This window comes from Pseudomonas mediterranea CFBP 5447 (assembly GCF_000774145.1).
GTDB lineage: Bacteria > Pseudomonadota > Gammaproteobacteria > Pseudomonadales > Pseudomonadaceae > Aquipseudomonas > Aquipseudomonas mediterranea.
Window position 1 is genome coordinate 818,169 of sequence record NZ_KN322987.1, and the last position, 18,797, is coordinate 836,965.

Annotated in this window: 17 protein-coding genes and 1 pseudogene; 8 read left to right on the forward strand and 10 right to left on the reverse strand. The window is 63.0% G+C overall.

The annotated features are described in order from the left end of the window. Window positions 1-28 precede the first annotated feature (28 nt). A complete protein-coding gene (locus N005_RS23565) occupies window positions 29-970 on the reverse strand; it encodes a p-hydroxyphenylacetate 3-hydroxylase reductase component (protein WP_047703387.1) in 942 nt (313 codons plus the stop codon). Window positions 971-1,042: 72 nt separating this feature from the next. After that, window positions 1,043-2,212: a p-hydroxyphenylacetate 3-hydroxylase oxygenase component gene (locus N005_RS23570; RefSeq protein ID WP_047703388.1), complete on the reverse strand. Its 1,170-nt coding sequence runs from the start codon at window positions 2,210-2,212 to the stop codon at window positions 1,043-1,045. A gap of 301 nt (window positions 2,213-2,513) precedes the next feature. Here N005_RS23570 and N005_RS23575 point away from each other — a divergent pair, with 301 nt between their 5' ends. The 6 genes from N005_RS23575 to N005_RS23600 all read left to right on the forward strand — a co-directional run bounded on the left by N005_RS23575 (window position 2,514) and on the right by N005_RS23600 (window position 7,545). Next, on the forward strand, window positions 2,514-3,812 hold the full coding sequence (locus N005_RS23575; RefSeq protein ID WP_047703389.1) for an NAD(P)/FAD-dependent oxidoreductase: 1,299 nt from the start codon (window positions 2,514-2,516) through the stop codon (window positions 3,810-3,812). 43 nt (window positions 3,813-3,855) lie between these two features. Further along, the gene (locus tag N005_RS23580) at window positions 3,856-4,221 is read left to right on the forward strand and encodes a cupin domain-containing protein (protein ID WP_041020123.1); all 366 of its coding nucleotides are present in this window, start codon (window positions 3,856-3,858) and stop codon (window positions 4,219-4,221) included. A gap of 204 nt (window positions 4,222-4,425) precedes the next feature. Continuing rightward, window positions 4,426-5,085, forward strand: coding sequence for a helix-turn-helix transcriptional regulator (locus tag N005_RS23585; RefSeq protein WP_047703390.1), 660 nt, complete (start codon window positions 4,426-4,428; stop codon window positions 5,083-5,085). 85 nt (window positions 5,086-5,170) lie between these two features. Next, on the forward strand, window positions 5,171-5,992 hold the full coding sequence (locus N005_RS23590) for a molybdenum cofactor biosynthesis F family protein (protein ID WP_047703391.1): 822 nt from the start codon (window positions 5,171-5,173) through the stop codon (window positions 5,990-5,992). Beyond that, the gene (locus tag N005_RS23595) at window positions 5,985-6,788 is read left to right on the forward strand and encodes an SDR family NAD(P)-dependent oxidoreductase (RefSeq protein WP_047703392.1); all 804 of its coding nucleotides are present in this window, start codon (window positions 5,985-5,987) and stop codon (window positions 6,786-6,788) included. Before N005_RS23590 ends, N005_RS23595 begins: the two co-directional genes overlap by 8 nt. Then, on the forward strand, window positions 6,778-7,545 hold the full coding sequence (locus N005_RS23600; protein WP_047703393.1) for an SDR family oxidoreductase: 768 nt from the start codon (window positions 6,778-6,780) through the stop codon (window positions 7,543-7,545). The genes N005_RS23595 and N005_RS23600 overlap by 11 nt, the downstream gene beginning before the upstream one ends. A gap of 296 nt (window positions 7,546-7,841) precedes the next feature. Here the strand turns inward: N005_RS23600 and feaR are convergent, their stop codons facing one another. The 3 genes from feaR to N005_RS23615 all read right to left on the reverse strand — a co-directional run bounded on the left by feaR (window position 7,842) and on the right by N005_RS23615 (window position 10,992). After that, window positions 7,842-8,804, reverse strand: a complete 963-nt coding sequence (gene feaR, locus N005_RS23605) for a transcriptional regulator FeaR (RefSeq protein ID WP_047703394.1) — start codon at window positions 8,802-8,804, stop codon at window positions 7,842-7,844. Between the two features lie 123 nt (window positions 8,805-8,927). Continuing rightward, window positions 8,928-9,548 carry a DUF3156 family protein gene (locus tag N005_RS23610; RefSeq protein ID WP_052126460.1) on the reverse strand — a complete coding sequence of 207 codons (621 nt, stop codon included), beginning with the start codon at window positions 9,546-9,548 and terminating at the stop codon, window positions 8,928-8,930. After that, window positions 9,493-10,992, reverse strand: coding sequence for an APC family permease (locus N005_RS23615; RefSeq protein ID WP_047703395.1), 1,500 nt, complete (start codon window positions 10,990-10,992; stop codon window positions 9,493-9,495). Before N005_RS23615 ends, N005_RS23610 begins: the two co-directional genes overlap by 56 nt. A gap of 289 nt (window positions 10,993-11,281) precedes the next feature. On the opposite strand from N005_RS23615, the gene N005_RS23620 reads away from it, so the two are divergent. Next, the gene (locus N005_RS23620) at window positions 11,282-12,610 is read left to right on the forward strand and encodes an alginate export family protein (RefSeq protein ID WP_047703396.1); all 1,329 of its coding nucleotides are present in this window, start codon (window positions 11,282-11,284) and stop codon (window positions 12,608-12,610) included. A 39-nt stretch (window positions 12,611-12,649) separates the two neighbouring features. Here N005_RS23620 and N005_RS29830 read toward each other — a convergent pair whose 3' ends face one another. Further along, the gene (locus N005_RS29830) at window positions 12,650-13,621 is read right to left on the reverse strand and encodes a methyl-accepting chemotaxis protein (protein ID WP_047703397.1); all 972 of its coding nucleotides are present in this window, start codon (window positions 13,619-13,621) and stop codon (window positions 12,650-12,652) included. A gap of 207 nt (window positions 13,622-13,828) precedes the next feature. Here N005_RS29830 and N005_RS23630 point away from each other — a divergent pair, with 207 nt between their 5' ends. Continuing rightward, window positions 13,829-15,316 (forward strand): aldehyde dehydrogenase family protein, encoded by a 1,488-nt coding sequence (locus N005_RS23630; RefSeq protein WP_047703398.1) that lies wholly within the window; start codon window positions 13,829-13,831, stop codon window positions 15,314-15,316. Between the two features lie 38 nt (window positions 15,317-15,354). Here N005_RS23630 and N005_RS30045 read toward each other — a convergent pair whose 3' ends face one another. The 4 genes and pseudogenes from N005_RS30045 to N005_RS23645 form a co-directional block, all read right to left on the reverse strand. Next, window positions 15,355-15,939: a methyl-accepting chemotaxis protein gene (locus N005_RS30045; protein WP_392397534.1), complete on the reverse strand. Its 585-nt coding sequence runs from the start codon at window positions 15,937-15,939 to the stop codon at window positions 15,355-15,357. A 3-nt stretch (window positions 15,940-15,942) separates the two neighbouring features. Next, window positions 15,943-16,710, reverse strand: a pseudogene (locus N005_RS30050) (PAS domain-containing protein); the annotation flags it as partial. Window positions 16,711-16,851: 141 nt separating this feature from the next. Then, the gene (locus tag N005_RS23640) at window positions 16,852-17,220 is read right to left on the reverse strand and encodes a hypothetical protein (protein WP_047703400.1); all 369 of its coding nucleotides are present in this window, start codon (window positions 17,218-17,220) and stop codon (window positions 16,852-16,854) included. 100 nt (window positions 17,221-17,320) lie between these two features. Next, complete coding sequence (locus N005_RS23645) at window positions 17,321-18,742, reverse strand: diaminobutyrate--2-oxoglutarate transaminase (protein ID WP_081993334.1); 1,422 nt, start codon at window positions 18,740-18,742, stop codon at window positions 17,321-17,323. Window positions 18,743-18,797 lie beyond the last annotated feature (55 nt).

An 18,797-nucleotide genomic window follows, 5' to 3' on the forward strand; every position in this document is an offset into this window, starting at 1 on the left:
GCCTTTTGTGTTCGGCATCGGAACTGTATCAAGCGCCCTTGATCACCCCTTTGAGCACCGTCTTGAAATGCTCCACCTGGCCCTCGCCAAACTGGCCGAACACCTTGTCCTGTTGCTCCCTGGCAATGGCCCAGAGCCCTTCGGTTTCGTCGATGCCCTTGACGGTCAGGCGCACCCGGTCGCCGTCATCGCTCACCAGGCCCTTGCGCTTGAGGTTGGCCACGGCCTCTTCGATCTCGCGCACCGGCATCGCCACTTCCCGTTGCAGATCAGTCAGGTTCAGCCCGGCGTCGTTTTCCAGCACCATCAACATCCGTGCTTCGCTGGTGCGCAATCCGGTGGACAGTTGCCGTGGCTGGTAGCTGGCCTGGTACGCCCGCAATGCCTGGGTCATCAGGTAGTAAAGATTGTGGCTCAAGCGCCCCTGGAAGTGACTGCTGGGCGCTTGCCCCTCTTCCCTCCGGGTCATGCGCGTGTGGGGCAGGACCATCGAGTAAGCGCCCTGGTGATAGAGCAACGGTGAGCGTCCGAAGTCGTCGAAGGCCACGACCTTGCCGATCATGATCCAGTGGTCGCCGCCGTCGACCTGTTGGAATTTTTCACAGTGGAAACGTGCGGCGCAATCGGCGAATACCGGCGCTCCACCGACGCCGCTGTCGAATTCGATGTCAGCGAAGCGATCTTCCTTGGGCCGGGCGAAGTTGTTCGACAGGTCGATCTGGTCGGCCGCCAATACGTTCACGGCAAAGTGACTGGCGGCTTCGAACACGCCGTGGCTGCTGGAGCGCTTGTCGATGCTCCAGAGAATCAGCGGCGGGTCCAAGGACACCGAGTTGAAACTGTTGGCGGTCACGCCGACCTTGCGGCCATCTTCAGCGGCGGCGGTGACCACGGTCACACCGGTGGCAAAGTTGCCCAGGGCGCGGCGGAATGCGCGGGTATCGAAAGCGCTATCGGAAATACTGGACATGCAAGACTCCCGGCCGCCTCACACGACGGCCTCGATTTATTGTTGTAAGGGCAGAACTCGGCGAGCCGGCGGTCACACCATGGTCGGATCGGGCTCCAGGCCCATCAGTTCGCGTCCGAGGATCTGCGCGCAGACGTCGTAGTCGGTGTAGGCATGGGCGCCGGTGAGGTGTGCATCGCGGAACAGCCGTTGCAATTCGTTGGTTTCGAACCAGGCTCCACCCCCGGCCGCTTCCATCAGCCGGTCCACCGCCTGGATGCACATCTTGGTGGCATAGCCCTGGTTGGTCCGCCAGAACGCCAGGGTTTCCCGGCTCGGGTATTCGTGACGCTCGCTGTGCTCGGCGTGCTCCTGCCAGGTTTTTTCCAGGAAAGCCCGGGCCGCCGCCACCTGGTGGGTGGACTCGGCCAGGCGCATCAGCGCCGGAGTGGCCGCCCCCACTGCCGCACCGGTGTAGGCACGCACGCGGTTGCGGGTTTTCTCGCGGAACACCTCGAGCATGCGCTCGGCCACGCCCAGGCTGACGGTGGAAAAACCGCTGGCGAAGTACGGCCGATACGGCGAGTAGAAAATCTTGCTGTCGGGGTACAGGCCGAAGCCGCCGGACTTGCCTTCCATCATGTCCTTGGCTTTCTGGATCCGGTGTTCCGGCACGAACGCGTTGTCGATGATCAATGTCTTGCTGCCGCTGCCGCGCATGCCCACCGCGAACCAGTCATCGCGAATGGCGTAATCGCTGCGAGGCAGTACCGCGAAGCAATAGTCCTGGGTGCCTTCGGCGTTCTTGCGGCGAAACCCGACAATCGCCCACTCGGCGTGGTCGCAACCGCTGCTCCAGCCCATTTCGCCGCTGAACATCACGCCGCCCTCGACCTCCTCGGTACGGCCAAAGGGTGCGATGCTGCTACTGGCGGTGGCATCGGGATCGTCGCCCCAGATTTCTTCCTGGGCCTTGGCCGGGAACATCGCCAGTTGATGGCTGTGGGTACACAGCAGGCTCATGGCCCAGGCCGTGCTGGCACAGGCGCCGGCCAGCAGGGCGATGCAATCGGCGAACTGCGGCAGGGAAATCTCCATGCCGCCGTATTTCTTCGGCAGGAAGGCCCGATGCATACCGATGCCCTTGAGCAAGGCGATATTCTCGGCCGGAACGCTACGGTCCTGTTCCGCCTGGAAGGCATTGGCGGCAATCACCGGGAGGATGGGCTTGAGGTCTTCGAGAAGCGGGTTTGGCTTTTTCATGGACGGGCTCTTTTATTATTGGCGTCTGCCGATCCCGCCTGGACTTGCCCAGGCACGTGGCGCAGAAACGGCGGGATCAAATGATTAAGGCCCGTCCAGTATGGGCATTCACGGGTGGCTGAAAAATGCACCTTCCAGATCGAAGATTGTACTTTTCATGGCGAAAGAACCGAGCGATGGCGCGCTCGGTCAAGTCCCGCGGCACGGATGATCAAGACAAGTGCACCCCTCCTGGCCCTTAATAGAGCCATCGCGTGCAGGGCTCTGCACGGAGTTTCCTTTCACTTTGTCAGGTTGCGTCATGATCAATATCGAAACGCCCACCTATTACACCGCTACCAAGAAGTACAACCTCAGCTTCCCAACCCTGGAGCAGGACGTGGAAGCCGATGTCGTGGTGATTGGCGGTGGCTTCTCCGGCATCAACACCGCGCTGGAGCTCGCCGAAAAAGGCATCACCAATATCGTGGTGCTCGAAGCACGTTATCTGGGCTTCGGCGGTACCGGGCGCAACGGCGGGCAGATCATGGCCGGGATCGGGCATGACCTGGAAAAGATCAAGAAGGACGTGGGCGAAGACGGCCTGCGCCAGGTCTTCGAGATCAGCGACCTGGGCGCGGACATCATCAAGGAGCGCATCGCCAAATACGCCATCGATGCCGACTTCTGCCATGGCTATGGCTACATGGGCTTCAACGCTCGCCAGGAGAAAACCCTGCGGGCCTGGGAAAAAGACTTCAAGTCGATCAACAGCAAGCACGAGATCCGTTTTCTCGGCGGCTCCGACGTCCAGCAGATCATCGGCTCCAAGGCCTACGGCAGCGCGTTGCTGCACATGGGCGGCGGGCATGTGCATTCGCTGAACCTGCTGCTGGGCGAAGCCAAGGCCCTGGCCGGCCACGGCGTGCGGATCTTCGAAAACAGCCCGGCCCTGGAAGTCAGCTACGGCGAGCGCATCACCGTGCGCACCGGGCGCGGCTCGGTCAAGGCCAGCAAACTGCTGTGGGCCTGCGACAGTTTCCTCAACAAGCTGGAGCCGGAACTGCATCGGTCGACCATCAACACCTACGCCTTCCAGATGATGACCGAGCCGTTGTCGGAGGAGCTGATCCAGCGCATCAGCCCTATCCGCGGTGCCTACAGCGACATTCGCCCGGTGATCGACTACTACCGCGTCACCAATGAGAACCGTCTGCTGTTCGGTGCCGCCACGCCGCTGGTGGAACACATCCCCCGGGACCTCAAGGCCTGGAACCGGCATCTGATGCTGAAGATCTTCCCGTACCTCAAGGACGTGAAAATCGACCTGGCCTGGGGCGGTCCGATGGCGTGCAGCCCGAACCTGTTCCCGCAGATCGGCACCCTGCCCGGCCGCCGCAATGCCTTTTTCGTCCAGGGTTATTCCGGGTTCGGTGTCACGCCGAGCCACATCATTTGCAAGGTGCTGGCCGAAGGCATGAGCGAAGGCTCGGCGCGCTACGACCTGGTCAGCTCCATCAAGCGCCCGACCATCATCGGCAAAGACGCCATCCGCCCGCTGCTGCTGACTGCCGGGAAGTCCTGGCATCAGTTGTCGGGGTACTGGAATGGGCGTCGCTGACAGCCACACCGCTTTTTCTTCTCAATCATCAGGAGTCACTGCCATGTCCCTCACCACCGTTAAAAAAGACATCCAGCTGTCCGAGCTCGACGCCTGGGGCACCGTTGCCGACCTGGGTTCGCAGATTCTCGAAGGCGAAGTCAAAGCCTTCGGCAAGATGACCTTCGGCGCCCCGACCGATGCCATCAGCAGTGCCTACTTCGGCACCACCCAGGGCAAGTTCCGGATGGTGTATCCCTTCGCCGAACAAGCCACCGTGGTCACCGGCGAAGTGGTGCTCACCGATGAAGCCACCGGCCAGAGCACCCGCTACAAGGCCGGCGACAGCTGGTTCGTGACCAAGGGCACGCCGGTGCTGTGGGAAGTGGTCAGCGAGAGTTTCGTCAAACACTACTTCGCGGTAGCCTGAGCACAGCGACTGTGGCGAGCGGACCTGTGGCGAGGGAGCTTGCTGTGGCGAGGGAGCTTGCTCCCGTTCGATTGCGCAGCAATCGCATAATAGAAGCGGGGCCGCTTCGCAGCCCAGCGGGAGCAAGCTCCCTCGCCACAAGAGCGTCTTCGCCACAGTCGTGCCACTTTCCTAACCCGCAGCGTGCTTGCGAAGGTTGCGCCCATGAACGTCATCCCCACCCAGGACATCGCCAGCCACTGCCTGCAAGCGTTCACCCAGCTGATTCCCGCCAGCCGGGCGGCCTTTTACTGCGTCGACCGGCATTTGCAGGCCCATGATTTCAGCCTGCACGGCATGAGCGGCGAGATGCACCGCGATTACCTGGACAATTACTGCCAGTTCGATCCGCTGCAACCGCGCAAATGCGTATCCAGCGAGCAAGCCGTGGTACCGCTGGGCCTGGCGATGACCCGCCAACCGGTACGGGACAACCAGCGCTACCGCAGCTTCTTGCAGCGCCACGGCATCGTCGATGTGGTGGAAGTCTTCGCCCGTCGGGACGGTCAGCCGCAAGCCGCCATCTCGTTGCTGCGCACCGCCGAACAAGGCGCCTTCACCAGTCAGCAGCTGACCCAACTCAACGCCTTGCAGACCCTGCTGCAACTGGCCGTCGCCCATCTGCCCGCCCACGAGGACGTTTTGAACAATTTGACGCCCAAGGAGCGCCAGATCGCCTTGCTGCTGCGTCAGGGCGTCAGCAACAAACACCTGGCCAGGGAGCTGGACGTGGGTTTGCCGACCATCAAGACGCACCTGATCAACCTGTTCCGCAAGGTCGGCGTGAGCAGCCGCACCGAGTTGGTCAGCACACTGTTTCTCTGACGCGGCTCAACCTTTCGGTTGATAGTCCGCGAGGGCCCAGACCGCCATGATCCGGGTGGACACTTCATCCAACCGGAGCCTTGCAATGAGCACATCTACAGACTGGATCACCGTCGGCGCCCTGGCCGATGGCTTTGCCCCAGAAGCCTTCATCCTGCCAAACCTGGCTGACCTGAGCGGCAAGACCTTCACCCTGAATTTCGCCAATGGCTGGCAGATCGAGCATCGGTTCGAGCAAGAAACGTTGTCGTGGCACGCCGCCGATGGGCACTCCAGCGGCACGGCGGCGTATCGGGCCACCTCGGTGCGCCCGGGCTTGTACCTGGTGGACTTCCTCAAGGGCGAAGGCGCGCAGACCCTGTCGGTCAGTCTGGTACTCGACACCGCCAACGCGGCATTCACCGCGGTGATCGGGCGCATGCCCGAGCAGGCGCAAACCCGCGAAGGGCTGTACGGGCGCGCCTTGGCCGGTCAGCCGCTGACTTGCGTCGGTGTCGAGTTCCTCCATGGCAGCCTTGATCGCCCCTGGCAGCCAGGCCTCTGCCCGCACGCCCCGAGCACGGAGCTGGTGGGCTTGCGCAACCTGTATCGCTACAGCCCGAGTGAAGTCTACGAACACATCTACCTCAACGACCGGTTCTATGCCTGGCAATGCCTCAAGGGCGTGGAGCAAGGCCTGTGCGACACCGATCGTTGCGACACCTACAAGGTCGCCGATGAGTTGTACCTGTTCGTCTGGCGGGAAAAAATCATCCCGACCCTCGGCCTGGTGCTGATCGACCTGCAACAGCATCGCAGCGACGGCAAGATCTTCGGCTACGCCGGGGCCTCCTTCGATGAGTTCTCCAACTTCCCGGTCAGTTCCTATTGCCAGGTCCTCAACCGCACGGAGTATCCCGATGCCTGAATCACGCACTGTGGTGATTACCGGCGCCGGCACCGGGATCGGCGCTGCCTGTGCCCGATTGCAGGCCGCCGAAGGCGCCAATCTGGTATTGATTGGCCGACGCCGCGAGCCCCTGGAGCAACTGGCCGCAGAGATCGGCGGCCTGGTGCTGGTGGGCGATGCGGCCTGCCCGGAGACCTGGGACGGTTTCGTCGCGCAGATTCGCCAGCGCTTCGGCCGACTCGATGTGTTGCTGGCCTGTGCCGGTGGCATGGGCCAGGGCAGCGCCACCGAGACCAGTCCGCAGGCCTGGGACGCGGCCATGCGCAGCAACCTCGACAGCGCGTTCCATAGCGCGCGGGCTTGCTTGCCGCTGCTCCAGGAAAGCGCCGGCAACATTGTGCTGGTGGCCTCCATCGCGTCATTGGCGGCAGGGCCGCAGGTATGCGGCTACACCACCGCCAAGCATGCGCTGCTGGGCCTGAACCGCTCCCTGGCGCGGGATTACGGGCCAAAAGGCGTGCGGGTCAACGCCGTCTGCCCAGGCTGGGTGCGCACGCCAATGGCCGACGAGGAAATGCAGGTGCTGATGCAGTTCCATGGCGAAACCCTGCAACAGGCCTACGAGCGGGTCTGCGCCGACGTGCCGTTGCGTCGGCCAGCCAGCGCCGAGGAAATCGCCCAGGTCTGTCGCTTCCTGGCTTCCCGGGACGCGTCGATCATCACCGGCGCGGCGCTGGTGGCCGATGGTGGTTCCAGCATTGTCGACGTGCCGACGCTGGCCTTCAGTCGAATGGAGACATCCCATGCCGAATGATCTGGATTTCAGCGGTAAAACGGTGTTGGTGACGGGCGGTGCCCAAGGCATTGGCCGGGCCATTGTCGAAGGCTTCGCCTGGCGCGGGGCCCGGGTGGTGATCGCCGACCTGGGCCGAGCGCGGGCCGAAGCGCTCGCCGATGAACTGACTGCCGAGGGCTGCCAGGTGGAGGCCGTCGGCGTTGATCTGGCCGACGCCACGGCGATTGCTGCGATGATGGCCGGGCTGGAGCAGCGCCTGGGCCGGCTGGATGTGCTGGTGCACAACGCCGGCTACTTTCCGCTGACGGCGTTCGAGCAGATTACGCCGGAGGTACTGGAACGGACGCTGGCGGTGAATCTGTCGGCGCTGTTCTGGCTGACCCAGGCGGCGCTGCCGCTGTTCCGGCGCCAGGGCCAGGGCTGCGTACTGGTGACTTCATCGGTCACCGGCCCGCGGGTGGCATATCCGGGGCTCAGCCATTACGCCGCGTCCAAGGCCGGAGTCAATGGTTTCATTCGCAACGCGGCGCTGGAACTGGCGGCTGAGAATGTCCGGGTCAACGGCGTCGAACCCGGCATGATCGCGACACCGGCCATGGCCAACCTCGGCGGCGACGAGCTCAACCAGGACATTGCCCGGCGTGTCCCCCTGGGGCGCCTGGGCAAACCGGCGGACATCGCCGGCGCCATGCTGTTCCTGGCCTCGGACCTGGCCGCCTATGTGACCGGCCAGACCCTGGTGGTCGACGGCGGCTCGACCTTGCCGGAGGTTTGAAGGGAGTCGGCTTGCGGTGGTGGTGACAGAACCACCGCCATCGCGAGCAGGCTCGCTCCCACATTTGTTCGAGGCGTTCATAGCCATCGCGTACACCACAACTCCCTTGTGGGAGCGAGCCTGCTCGCGATAGCGGTGTATCTGCTACAGAAATGTTGAATGTACCGCCGCCATCGCGAGCAGGCTCGCTCCCACATTTTGTTCGAGGTGTTCACAGTAATCGCACACACCACAACTCCCCCTGTGGGAGCGAGCCTGCTCGCGATGGCGGCAGTTCGGTCAACAACCACCCCGACTCAAACCACCCCCAACGCCTGCTGCAGGTGACTGGAGCGAAAGTCCTTGGGCGACTGCTCGAACTGCTTCTTGAACGAACGGCTGAAGTGGGCCGAGTCGGTGAAGCCCCATTTGTAGGCAATCGAGGTAATGGACTCATCCCGCAGAAATGGGTTGCTCAGGTCATCGGCACTGCGCTTGAGCCGGGCCCGCTGGATGTAGCGGCAGACGCTGTCATCCTGTTCTTCGAACAAACGGTACAGGTGCCGCACCGAGATGTTCAGGCGATTGGCCAACCCCACCGGGCTCAGGCCGGGCTGGTTCAAGGATTCGTCGATGACCTTCTGCACATAGCTGCGCAGGTGGTTGCCCTGGAGCGACGCGGCATCATCACGGGCCTCGGTGGTGTGTTCCAGCGCCGACCCCAGCAGCGAGACAAAGGCATTCTGCAGCGCTTCTCCCTCGCCCGCCACGCCCTCGCCGTCCGGGGTGTCCTTGCACAGTTGGTCCATCAGCACATGCAGCATCCGCCCGCAGGCTTTGCTCGACGAGACCTTGCCGAAGGTCTTGGTCTCTGCGCCCAGTTGCCTCGACACATCCTGGCGAGACAACGAAAGCACGGCGTGCTCGATCAGGCCGAACGGGCTGATCTCAAGCGAGCCGGCCGAATCCATCAACAGCAGCTCACCGGGAGCCAGCTGGATGCTCAGGCCGTTCTGGGTGATGCGGCAATAGCCGCTGCGCTGGCTGACCAGCAAGCAATCCTGATCATCGTCGTGATCCGGATTGGGCGAATGACGCTTGATGGAACCGGCGTTGGTACGCAGGTTGGAAAGGGATAGGCCGCCACGGCAGAAATTCGATACCTGGCCGATAAACAACGCACGATTAAACGCCAACTCCGTCTCGAAGTGACCGCAAGTGGCGCGCAGATCCCGATTCCAGGATTCCAGCCCGTCTTGCCCAACCTGTTGCATGCTCATGGCGCTCTCCGCAGTGGCTTATTGTTTTTGTACGGCAATAGTTAACATGTTATCTATATGCACGCAACAAGTACCTGTTCGCCAGAGCAACAGCAGGATTGATGCCAGAGCATCACAACAGCGTCATAGGCTCCCCAGGATCCTTTGCAAGCCGCTCAAGACCGCCAGCAACGCGGCGCGCTGCTCTCGTCCGATAGGAATGTAACGACGAAAGGCCGGCATGCGGTTGACCACCTCACTGCCGCCCATGTGCTCCAGGCGTACACACCATTCGCGCCCTTGCAGCTCTATGCGCAAGCGCTTGAAGTCCAGCGGCATGAGCGCCTGGTACAGCGCCGGATCCTGCTCCACCGCCGCCTGCAGCCGGGCCGCCAGCGCCGTGTCCCCGCCCCGCTGCCGACAGCGAATGCCATTGCGGCGAATGGCCCCGCCATGGTGCAGCTCCAGGCGCGCCGTGCCCTCTATCGGCGCCGGCACGCGCAGCACGAACTCAGTCATCACCAAGTGCATCAGTAGCTGCGATTCGGTGCGTTCGACGACTTCCAAATGAAGGCTGTCGTCGTCGCTGACCAGCGTCGCCGTCGCCGGTCCCGACAACTCGAAGCGCGCCAGGCCGAGGTTGCGCCGCACATGCTCCAGGGTCACCCCCGGCCGATAACCGGCCGGGGCGCGCCTGGCGCTGAACAGCTCAGACAGTTTTTGCAGCACGCTCGTCAAACTCGGCGACAGGTTGCCCTGGCTCATGGGAGAACTCCTTGGCCAGCACGTCTTCGACCGACGCCGGCTTGAATGGATTGACCTTCTGCACCACCAAAGTCCAGAACAACGCATAGGCTGCGGTGCCGCCGAGCATCACCGCGAACGGGATGTAGATGTCCGCCGGGTTCATGCCCGGTGGCGTGATGAACCACATGCCCAACACGATGCCGACGCTGGAGAGGATCTGTGGCAGCGGGAACCATGGCGAGCGATAGGCCCGTGGCAGGTCGGGACGACGGATCCGCAGGCTGACCACCGACACGGTCACCAGCAGATAGGCAAAGCTCCAGGCACACACCGCCGCCAGCACCAGGTGCATGATGTTGTCGGTGTTGCCACCGAGCCACAGGGCGTGCAGGCAAGGAATCAGCGCCGCCACCAGGATGCACAACAGCGGCGTCTTGAAGCGCGGGTGCAGGTAGGTGAAGACTTTCGGCAGAGCGCCGTCCACCGCCATCCCGTAAAGGATCCGAGGCACGCCGGCCATCAATGTGTTGATGGTCGCCGCACCGGCAAACAGAAAGCCGATCCCCAGCCACAGCGGGCCGATGTCGCCCATGACCTGTTCGGCGAAGCGCGGGATCGCCATGGGCGTGTCCAGCAGATGCACGCCGCTGGTGGCATCCAGCAGCACGTTTTCCACCTGGCGTTTCATGGCTGCGCCGTAGATGAACATGCACGAGGCGACACTCAACAAGCCCAGGACCATCGCCTTGGGCATGACCTTGGCCGAGTTGCGCAAGTCCGGCGCCAACGGCGTCACGAACTCGCAACCGACGAACATGAACATCGCCATGCCCACCAGCGACAGGATGGTGATCAGGTCAGTGCCCACCAGCGAGACGCCGAACCAGCCCTCCAGTTGCACCGCCGGCGCGGCGATCAGGCCCAGCACGCCGAACACCATCAACGTGGTCCACATGCCGAACGTCAGGATGATTTCGGCCCTGCCAAACGCGCTGACGCCGAAGGCATTGAGCACCCCGAAGACGATGACGAACCCGACCCCGAGCAGCCAGGAGCCACCGGCGGATTCGGCCAGGGTGTTCAGGTGTTCGAAGTTCACCAGCGCCATGACCCCGGAAAGAATGGTCTCGGCGGTCCCGGCGAACACGTGCACGATCAGGTAGGCCGATAGCGTGCCGGTGATCGCGAAGAAGCGCCCCATGCCGCAGTTGATGTAGTCATAGACCGAACCGGTGGTGGGCAGGATCGATGCGGCTTCGGCGAACGTGGTCGCCTGGGCCAGCATCATGACCACGGCGATCAGCATGGCCACGGCAAACGCGCTGCCGCCGATACCGAAACCCATGGTCGCGGTGAGAATCACCGGGCTGGCCATGATCAGGCCAATGGTACTGGCCAGGGCAGTGGGAAAGCCCACCGTGCCCCGGTTCAGGTGGGCGGTGAGCCGGTCATTGATCGACATGGTGCAGATCCTCGAAAAGCGGATTTTTAGTATGGATGCCACAGCCGTCCAGGAGCCGGCATTCGAGCTCCCCAGCCAGTCCCTGATCGAAACGGCGTTGCGTGCAGCCTCACTTTGCGCCGCCCCGTGACGGGCGTCTTGCCCATGTCTGCCGCCGGTTTTGTTGCTGCCTGCCAGCGTCCGCCACCTGGCGGGCTGGGTCAATTCCCTGGCAGCCAGGTGAAAGACTTCCCCGGCCCCTGCTCGCCTTAATGCGTGCTCTGTCATCCAACCACACTGGGGAAACACCATGGAGCACACACGCCACACACCACTGTTGCGCCACGCCATCGGCCTGGGCGTCGCCTTGCTGGCCGCCGGACCATCGGCCCAGGCCTATGAGCTTTACGCCGACGAAGACACCACTGTCACCGGCAACTTCCTGGCGGTCTACGGAATGTTCAATAGCCGCAAGAACTACGACGGCACCGCCGGCGGTTCCAGCTGGCGGGAAGGTTTCATCAAGTATGGCCTGAGTGTCGAGCAGACACTCGCAGGCACGGGCAGTGTCTACGGCACCGCCAATCTGGTCAGCTCCGGCACCTGGGGCGACGGCGATCCGGCCGGCCTGAGCGACGGCTCCGAACGCACCACCAAATTCGATGAAGCCTTCGCCGGCTGGCGCTCGGGGGATTTGTTTCCACTCCTGGGCAAGGATGGTGTCGACTTGTCCTATGGTCGTCAGGTGATCACCCTGGGCGACGGCTTCATCATCAACGACGACGGCCTGAACCTGGGCAAAGGCCCGGCGGATGGCGAGTTCAATCGTGGCGGCGCCTATTACCTGGCAGCCCGTCACGCCTTCGACAAGACCGCCGTGCTGCGCCTGGGCGGCAAGGAAGGCGTGCACGGCAGCCTGATGTGGATCAAGTCCGATAACCGCGCCCAGGCCAACACCGAAATGGCCGCCGGTACCCTGGAATACACCGGCGCGCCGGGCACCCTGGGCTTGACCTATATCCATGGCATCGACGTCGACGACCACTACGCCAGCGACTTCCAGAAGCAGCGCGAAGGCATGGACATCTACAGCCTGCGCGGCAGCGGCAATGCCGGCATCGAAAACGCTCACTTCGCCTTCGAATACGCCTGGCAGGACAAGGACGCCGGCGCGGAAAAAGCCTGGTACACCGAGGCTGGCTACACCTTCGCCGACCTGCCCTGGACCCCCGACCTGACCTATCGCTACAGCCGTTACTCGCAGAACTGGGACTCGATGTTCAACGGCCTGAGCCGTGGCTACGGCACCTGGTTCCAGGGCGAGGTGACCGGCAACTATTCCGGCCCGTTCAACAGCAATACCGCCATCCAGCACGTCGGCCTCAAGCTCAAGCCGACGGAAACCGTGACCCTCGGCGCATTGCTCTTCGACTACAAGACCTTGCATACCCGCGAGGCATTGAACCTCGACGGCCGTGAACTGGACCTGTACGTGGAATGGGCGCTGAACGAGCACCTGATCGTTACGCCGCTGGTGGGCCTGTACAAGCCGGAAAAGGACGACAGCAACGGTGGCAATCAGGTGGGCGGCAACGGCACCAACGTCTACAGCCAACTGGTGGTGGCGGTGCCGTTCTGAACGCATCGGGAGCGGCCAGGACGGCGGCTCCCGACCCGCTTACTGTTTGTGCTGATGCAACATCGTCTGGATCTGGTGCGTCGCCTGGCGGGTACTCTCCGCCAGCTTGCGGACCTCGTCGGCCACCACGGAAAAACCGCGTCCGACTTCTCCCGCCCTGGCGGCCTCGATCGCCGCATTCAAGGCCAGCAGGTTGGTCTGATCGGCAATGCCCTTGATCACCCCCACCACCGTGGCGATCTGGGCGTAGGTCACCTGATTCTGCTCCAGCATGCGCTGATGGGTGGATTGGGCCGAGCGCTCATCGCTGATGTCACGCACCGCGCCAATGACCCGCACCAGCCGTCCATGGGCATCCCGTACCGCGCGCCCGCGCTCACGGCACCAGATGTAGTCCCGGCTGTTATGGCGCATGCGGTACTCGAAGACGTATTCGCCACTGCCCTGGGAGCCGAGGATCTCCCGGTCGAAAATCGCCATGATCTTCGGCAGGTCGTCCGGGTGGGTGATGCCCACCTGGGCATCCCAGCCATCGGGTAGCTCATCCGGCCCGTAGCCCAGCAGCGAGCGGAACTGGCTGGAGAAACGCATGCCGCTGCCAGGATGCTGGAGATCGCCGTTGACCACCGTAATATCCCAGCAGCCTTCGGTCAGGGTCGATTGCAGCAGTTCCCAGATCTGCGCTTCCTGGCGGTGCTGCTGCAATTGCTGACGGTGTTCATCCAGCTGCGTTTCCAGTGCGCGCTCGCGCACCTCGGCCTGGGCCAGTTGCTGGCGCGCCGTTTCCAGCTCACGCTCGCCTTGCTGAGCTCGGGCCACTTGCTCGTCCAACTGTTCTTCGACGCGACGACAGCGCTCCGTGGCTTCCGCCAACAGCCGAGCGTGCCGGGCCAGGCACGGCCGCAGTTGTGGATACGCGTCGAGCACCGGTGTGTCGTCGCTTTCACCGGCCAGCACCCGCTGCACCTGGGCGCTCAGCGCCAGTTTCTGTCTGTTGCTCTGGAGAAACATCGCCCGCCCCTTTGCCCGTCAAGTCGAAACGCCGATCTGACCGCAAACCGACGACGCTGGCTTGTCCCTGGCTGCAATGGGTTTTGCTCCTGGCTGCCAACGCCATCCTGGCAGGCACAGACATACGCCACGGCAGGCACAGTCAAGCCGCGCCATCCGCCAGCGATTAACCTCGGGCTTTCCCTTGTTCGCGATCAGGAAACTCCCATGAGCGATATTGCCCTGCTGCCTCAGGTCGAGGCCTTTCTCGGCCGGCGTCACGCGCTGTTCATCGACGGCCGCTACGTCGAAAGCCAAGGCGGCCAGACCCTGGACGTCCTCAACCCCGCCACCGGCCAAGTCATCGCCCAGGTCAGCGACGCCATTGCCGCCGATATCGACGCGTCGGTGGAGTCATCCCGGCGCGGCTTCAAGGAATGGTCCCGGACGGCACCGGCGGTGCGGGGCCATGTGTTGCTCAAACTGGCCGACCTGATGGAGCAGAACCGCGAGGAACTGGCGCAGATCGAAACCTGTCAGTCGGGCAAGATCATTCACATCTCCCGCGCGTTCGAAGTCGACCAGGCCGCTCACTTCCTGCGCTACTACGCCGGCTGGGCCACCAAGATCGGCGGGCAGACCATCACCCCGTCGCTGCCCTCTTTCGCCGGTGAACGCTACACCGCGTTCACCCTGCGTGAACCGGTCGGTGTGGTCGTGGGCATCGTGCCGTGGAATTTCTCCACCATGATCGCCATCTGGAAACTCGCCTCGGCGCTGGTGACCGGCTGCAGCGTCATCATCAAACCCAGCGAGTTCACCCCGCTGACCATCCTGCGCATCGCCGAACTGGCCATGCAGGCCGGTCTGCCGGCGGGTGCCCTGAACGTGGTCACCGGTGGGGGCCAGGTGGGGAAAGGCTTGATCGAGCACCCGGGCACCGACAAGGTTTCGTTCACCGGCTCGGTGCCGACCGGCATCGCGGTGGGCCAGGCAGCGATGGGCGCCGGGCTGACCCGTGCCACCCTGGAGCTGGGCGGCAAGAACGCGGCAGGGTTCCTGCCGGACGTGGATCCAGAGGTGGCGGTCAACGGCATTATCGAAGCCGGTTTCCTGCATTCGGGACAAATCTGCGCCGCCGCGGAACGCTTTTTCGTCCACCGCTCGCAGATCGAGCCGATCATGGACAAACTGGCCCAGCGCCTGGGCCAGCTCGCCATCGGCTCCCCCCTGGACGAAGGCACCCAGTTCGGTCCGGTCAGCAACCGTCCGCACCAGCACAAGCTCGGTGAGTTCTTCGCCAAGGCCCGGGCGCAGAACAACACCATCGTCCACGGCGGCAAACTGATCGAGGGCCCGGGCTGCTATGTCGAGCCGACCATCATCCTCGCCAACCGTCGTGACGACACCTTGCTCCACGAAGAGACCTTCGGCCCCATCGCGACGTTCCTACCCTACGACGACGAAGAAGAACTGCTGGACCTGATGAACGACAGCCCCTACGGCCTGAGCGCCAGCCTCTGGACCCAGGACTTGAGCAAGGCCTTGCGCATGGTGCCGGCCATCGAAGCCGGCACCGTCTGGGTGAACATGCACACCCTGCTCGACCCGGCCGTGCCGTTCGGTGGCAGCAAGGCCTCGGGGATCGGCCGGGAGTTCGGCGGCGCCTTCATCGACGACTACACCGAACTCAAATCGGTGATGATTCGCTACTGAGTAGCGCGGCCACGTTCACCCTGGCGATCCGGCCCGTCTCAACCGACCCAGCCGACTGCCGTCTTGGGAATGACATCGGATTCATCGAGCTTGGACGCAAACATGCTCACTGCTTCGAGTGCGTCCGTGGTGCCGGTCCTGATCTGCACGATGACCGACCCGGCCTGGTCGGCGAGGGTAACCCCGCGCAATGCGCCCTCATGGGTCACGTTCATGCTGGCGACTGCTTCACGGGTTTCGGACAGGATCATGTTGATCATTTCCGCGATCTCCGACGTCGAACGGCTGGTACGCCCGGCCAGTTGCCTGACTTCGTCGGCCACCACCGCGAACCCCCTGCCCTGGTCACCGGCCCGCGCCGCCTCGATGGCGGCGTTCAGGGCCAGCAGGTTGGTCTGCTCGGCAATGCCGCGAATGGTATTGACGATCGCCGTGATCTCTTCCGAACGAGCCCCCAACTGCCCGACCAGACGCGCGGAGGCACCGATGTTGTCGGCGATCTCGCGCATTTCCTTGGCGGTCTGGTGGATCACCTGGGCACCCTGCTCGGCGACCCTCTCGGTCTCGGCGGAGATGTGATAGGCACGGGACGCGCCCCGTGAATCTTCCTCGAACTTCTCCACCCGCTCGGTGATGTCGGTGGCGAACTTGACGACCTTGCTCAACTTGCCTTCAGCGTCGTAGACCGGGTTGTAGCTCGCCTCCAGCCAGACCACCTTGCCGTGCTTGCCGATACGCTTGAACTGGCCGCTGAAAAACTCACCGGCGTTGAGACGGCGCCAGAAATCGCTGTACTCGGAACGGCTCACCAGCTCCGGCTCACAAAACATCCGGTGGTGCTTGCCCTTGAGTTCGGCCAGCGAATAATTCATGACCTGGAGGAAGTTATCGTTTGCCGTCAGGATGTTGCCACCCAGGTCGAACTCGATCACCGCCATGGCCCGATCAAGTGCCGCCAGCCTGCCGCGGGTTTCGGCCTCGCTCGCGACTTTGGCAGTCACGTCCAGCGCATACTTGACCACCTTCGCTACGCGGCCATTTTCATCCAGCACAGGGTTATAACTGGCTTCCAGCCAGATGTGCTGGCCTTGTCCGCTGACACGTTGAAAGGTGCCGGAAACGAATTGACCGGCACGCAGCTGGTTCCAGAATTCGCGGTACTCGGCGCTGCCCGCCAGCGCGGGGGTACAGAAATCACGATGGGACAGACCGGCCAACTGGTCCGCACGGTAACCCATCGTACTGAGAAAATTCTCATTGGCCCGAAGCACCTTGCCATCGGGGCTGAACTCGACAACGGCCATCGACCGTTCCAAGGCACCGACCAATCCCTTGTAGGTTGCCAACTCGGCTGTCCTGGCCATCAGTTCATTTTTTAGCGTTGTATTAAACATGACATACCCCTCGACGGAACCACATAAATCAGTCGGACTTCATAGGGCTATCGACCCGTAAGTCGGGGGCTTTATACCGCCTAACAAAATTATGTATTGACGTCAAGAAAGCATCGAAAGCCCCCTAACGATCTGGTCCGGTCAGCGGTTCGAGCACTGTTCCAGTATTGCGCTGGCCTCGCGAGTAAAGCAGTAGCTCTTGTCAGCCTGAGAAAAAATGACGCCCTCGTCACACAAGCGCCTGAGCACTTCACGCACACTGATGAGCGACAACTCGGCCGCGAACAACCCCAGGTAGTGGTGCACCCCGCGCACGGTGATAGAGCGCCCATCCCTGGCGGCAACGAGCAAGGCATCGATGACCTTGAGGCGGATCAGGCTGGTGCGCAGTCCGTAATGCCGCAGCAGCTCACGGATGTTGTGACGGTCGTCTTCGAGTGGATGTGGAGTCGCCGCTGTCTCGCCTTGTCCAGGTGTAACGGGAGACGCGGAGGCTGAATGTCTGTACATGCGAATAGTCCCTTTCAAGATGTACGGGTATCAAAGGTCTGGTGCCCTCTTCCCAACCAAGAGGCTTGCCATCCCTGTCGGCAAGCCCTTGGAGGATTTCTTAACGAACGGGGCGCTCGTTGATCGTGCCGGCCGCTTGAAACAGGATTTGCGCGACGAAATCGATTTCCTGTTCGGTGATGATCAGCGGTGGCAAGAAGCGCACGGTCGCACCGTGGCGCCCGCCCAGTTCGACGATCAAGCCATGCTTCAGGCAGGCCTGCTGGAAAGCCTTGGCCCGGGCGGTATCCGCCGGTGCATGCCCCTGTACGTCGAGGGTGCCCTGTGGGTCGACGATTTCCATGCCCAGCATCAGGCCACGACCGCGCACGTCGCCAATCCAGTCGAACTCGCTTTGCAGCGCCTGTAGCTGTTTGCGCAGGTGAGCGCCCACGGTTTCGGCGTGCTTGACCAGGCCCTCGTTGCGAATGAAGCGCAAGGTCGCGGTGCCGGCCGCCATGGCCAGTTGATTGCCGCGGAACGTGCCGGCGTGGGCGCCCGGTTGCCAGGTGTCCAGCGAATCGTTGTAGACCATCACCGCCAGCGGCAGGCCTCCGCCGATGGCCTTGGACAGGGTGATGACATCCGGGGTGATCCCCGACTGCTCGAAGCCGAACATCCGGCCACTGCGGCCGATGCCGCACTGGATCTCGTCGACGATCAGCGGAATGCCGTGGGCCTGGGTCAAGCGACGCAGTTCCTGGAGCCAGCGGTCCGGCGCGGCAATCACCCCGCCCTCGCCCTGGATCGGCTCCAGGATCATGGCCGCCGGGGCGGTCACGCCGCTTTCCGGGTCATTGAGCAGATGTTCGAGGTAGCGCACGTTCAATGTCACGCCCTGATCTCCGGCCACCCCGAACGGGCAACGGAAATCATGGGGGTACGGCAAGCGTTGTACTCCCGGCGTCAGCGCGCCGAGGGCATTTTTCGGCGACAGGTTGCCGCTGATGGCCAGCGTGCCCAGGGTCATGCCGTGATAAGCACCTTCGAACGCCAGCACCGAATGACGGCCGGTGGCGGTGCGGGTGAGTTTGAGCGCGGCTTCCACCGCATCGGCACCGCTCGGGCCGCAGAACTGGATACGGGCGTTACGGGCGAACTCGCTGGGCAGGCAGGCGAAGATTTCCTGGACGAAGGCATCCTTGACCGGGGTCATGAGGTCGAGGGTGTGCATGGGCACGCCCGCCGCCATGACCTGGGTGATGGCTTCGACGATCACCGGGTGGTTGTGGCCCAGGGCCAGGGTGCCGGCGCCCGCCAGGCAATCGACGAACACCTGTCCGCGACTGTCCTGCACATAAATACCGTGGGCCCGTTCGAGCACCAGGGGAATGCGCCGTGGATAGCTGCGGGCGTTGGATTCCTGCTGTTGCTGGCGTTCCAGCAGCGGCGTCGGATCCAGGCAGTAAGGGCTCGAAAGACCGGTATGCAACAGGCGTAGCTGTGGCGCGCCACCTGTCGTGGCATTTGAAAAAGCGTTCATGATTTCCTCCATGGAGGCTGGGTTTGGAAGGGAACAACAGCCTGAAAACAAACTT

Excerpts from the sequence above, each read along its gene's own strand:
- N005_RS23580 (WP_041020123.1), top strand. The coding sequence starts at position 3,856 with ATGTCCCTCACCACCGTTAAAAAAGACATCCAGCTGTCCGAGCTCGAC.
- N005_RS23570 (WP_047703388.1), bottom strand. The coding sequence starts at position 2,212 with ATGAAAAAGCCAAACCCGCTTCTCGAAGACCTCAAGCCCATCCTCCCG.
- N005_RS23610 (WP_052126460.1), bottom strand. The coding sequence starts at position 9,548 with ATGAGCCAGGGCAACCTGTCGCCGAGTTTGACGAGCGTGCTGCAAAAA.
- N005_RS23640 (WP_047703400.1), bottom strand. The coding sequence starts at position 17,220 with ATGTACAGACATTCAGCCTCCGCGTCTCCCGTTACACCTGGACAAGGC.
- N005_RS23600 (WP_047703393.1), top strand. The coding sequence starts at position 6,778 with ATGCCGAATGATCTGGATTTCAGCGGTAAAACGGTGTTGGTGACGGGC.
- N005_RS23645 (WP_081993334.1), bottom strand. The coding sequence starts at position 18,742 with ATGAACGCTTTTTCAAATGCCACGACAGGTGGCGCGCCACAGCTACGC.
- N005_RS23575 (WP_047703389.1), top strand. The coding sequence starts at position 2,514 with ATGATCAATATCGAAACGCCCACCTATTACACCGCTACCAAGAAGTAC.
- feaR (WP_047703394.1), bottom strand. The coding sequence starts at position 8,804 with ATGAGCATGCAACAGGTTGGGCAAGACGGGCTGGAATCCTGGAATCGG.
- N005_RS23615 (WP_047703395.1), bottom strand. The coding sequence starts at position 10,992 with ATGTCGATCAATGACCGGCTCACCGCCCACCTGAACCGGGGCACGGTG.
- N005_RS23620 (WP_047703396.1), top strand. The coding sequence starts at position 11,282 with ATGGAGCACACACGCCACACACCACTGTTGCGCCACGCCATCGGCCTG.
- N005_RS23595 (WP_047703392.1), top strand. The coding sequence starts at position 5,985 with ATGCCTGAATCACGCACTGTGGTGATTACCGGCGCCGGCACCGGGATC.
- N005_RS23565 (WP_047703387.1), bottom strand. The coding sequence starts at position 970 with ATGTCCAGTATTTCCGATAGCGCTTTCGATACCCGCGCATTCCGCCGC.
- N005_RS23630 (WP_047703398.1), top strand. The coding sequence starts at position 13,829 with ATGAGCGATATTGCCCTGCTGCCTCAGGTCGAGGCCTTTCTCGGCCGG.
- N005_RS23585 (WP_047703390.1), top strand. The coding sequence starts at position 4,426 with ATGAACGTCATCCCCACCCAGGACATCGCCAGCCACTGCCTGCAAGCG.
- N005_RS29830 (WP_047703397.1), bottom strand. The coding sequence starts at position 13,621 with ATGTTTCTCCAGAGCAACAGACAGAAACTGGCGCTGAGCGCCCAGGTG.
- N005_RS23590 (WP_047703391.1), top strand. The coding sequence starts at position 5,171 with ATGAGCACATCTACAGACTGGATCACCGTCGGCGCCCTGGCCGATGGC.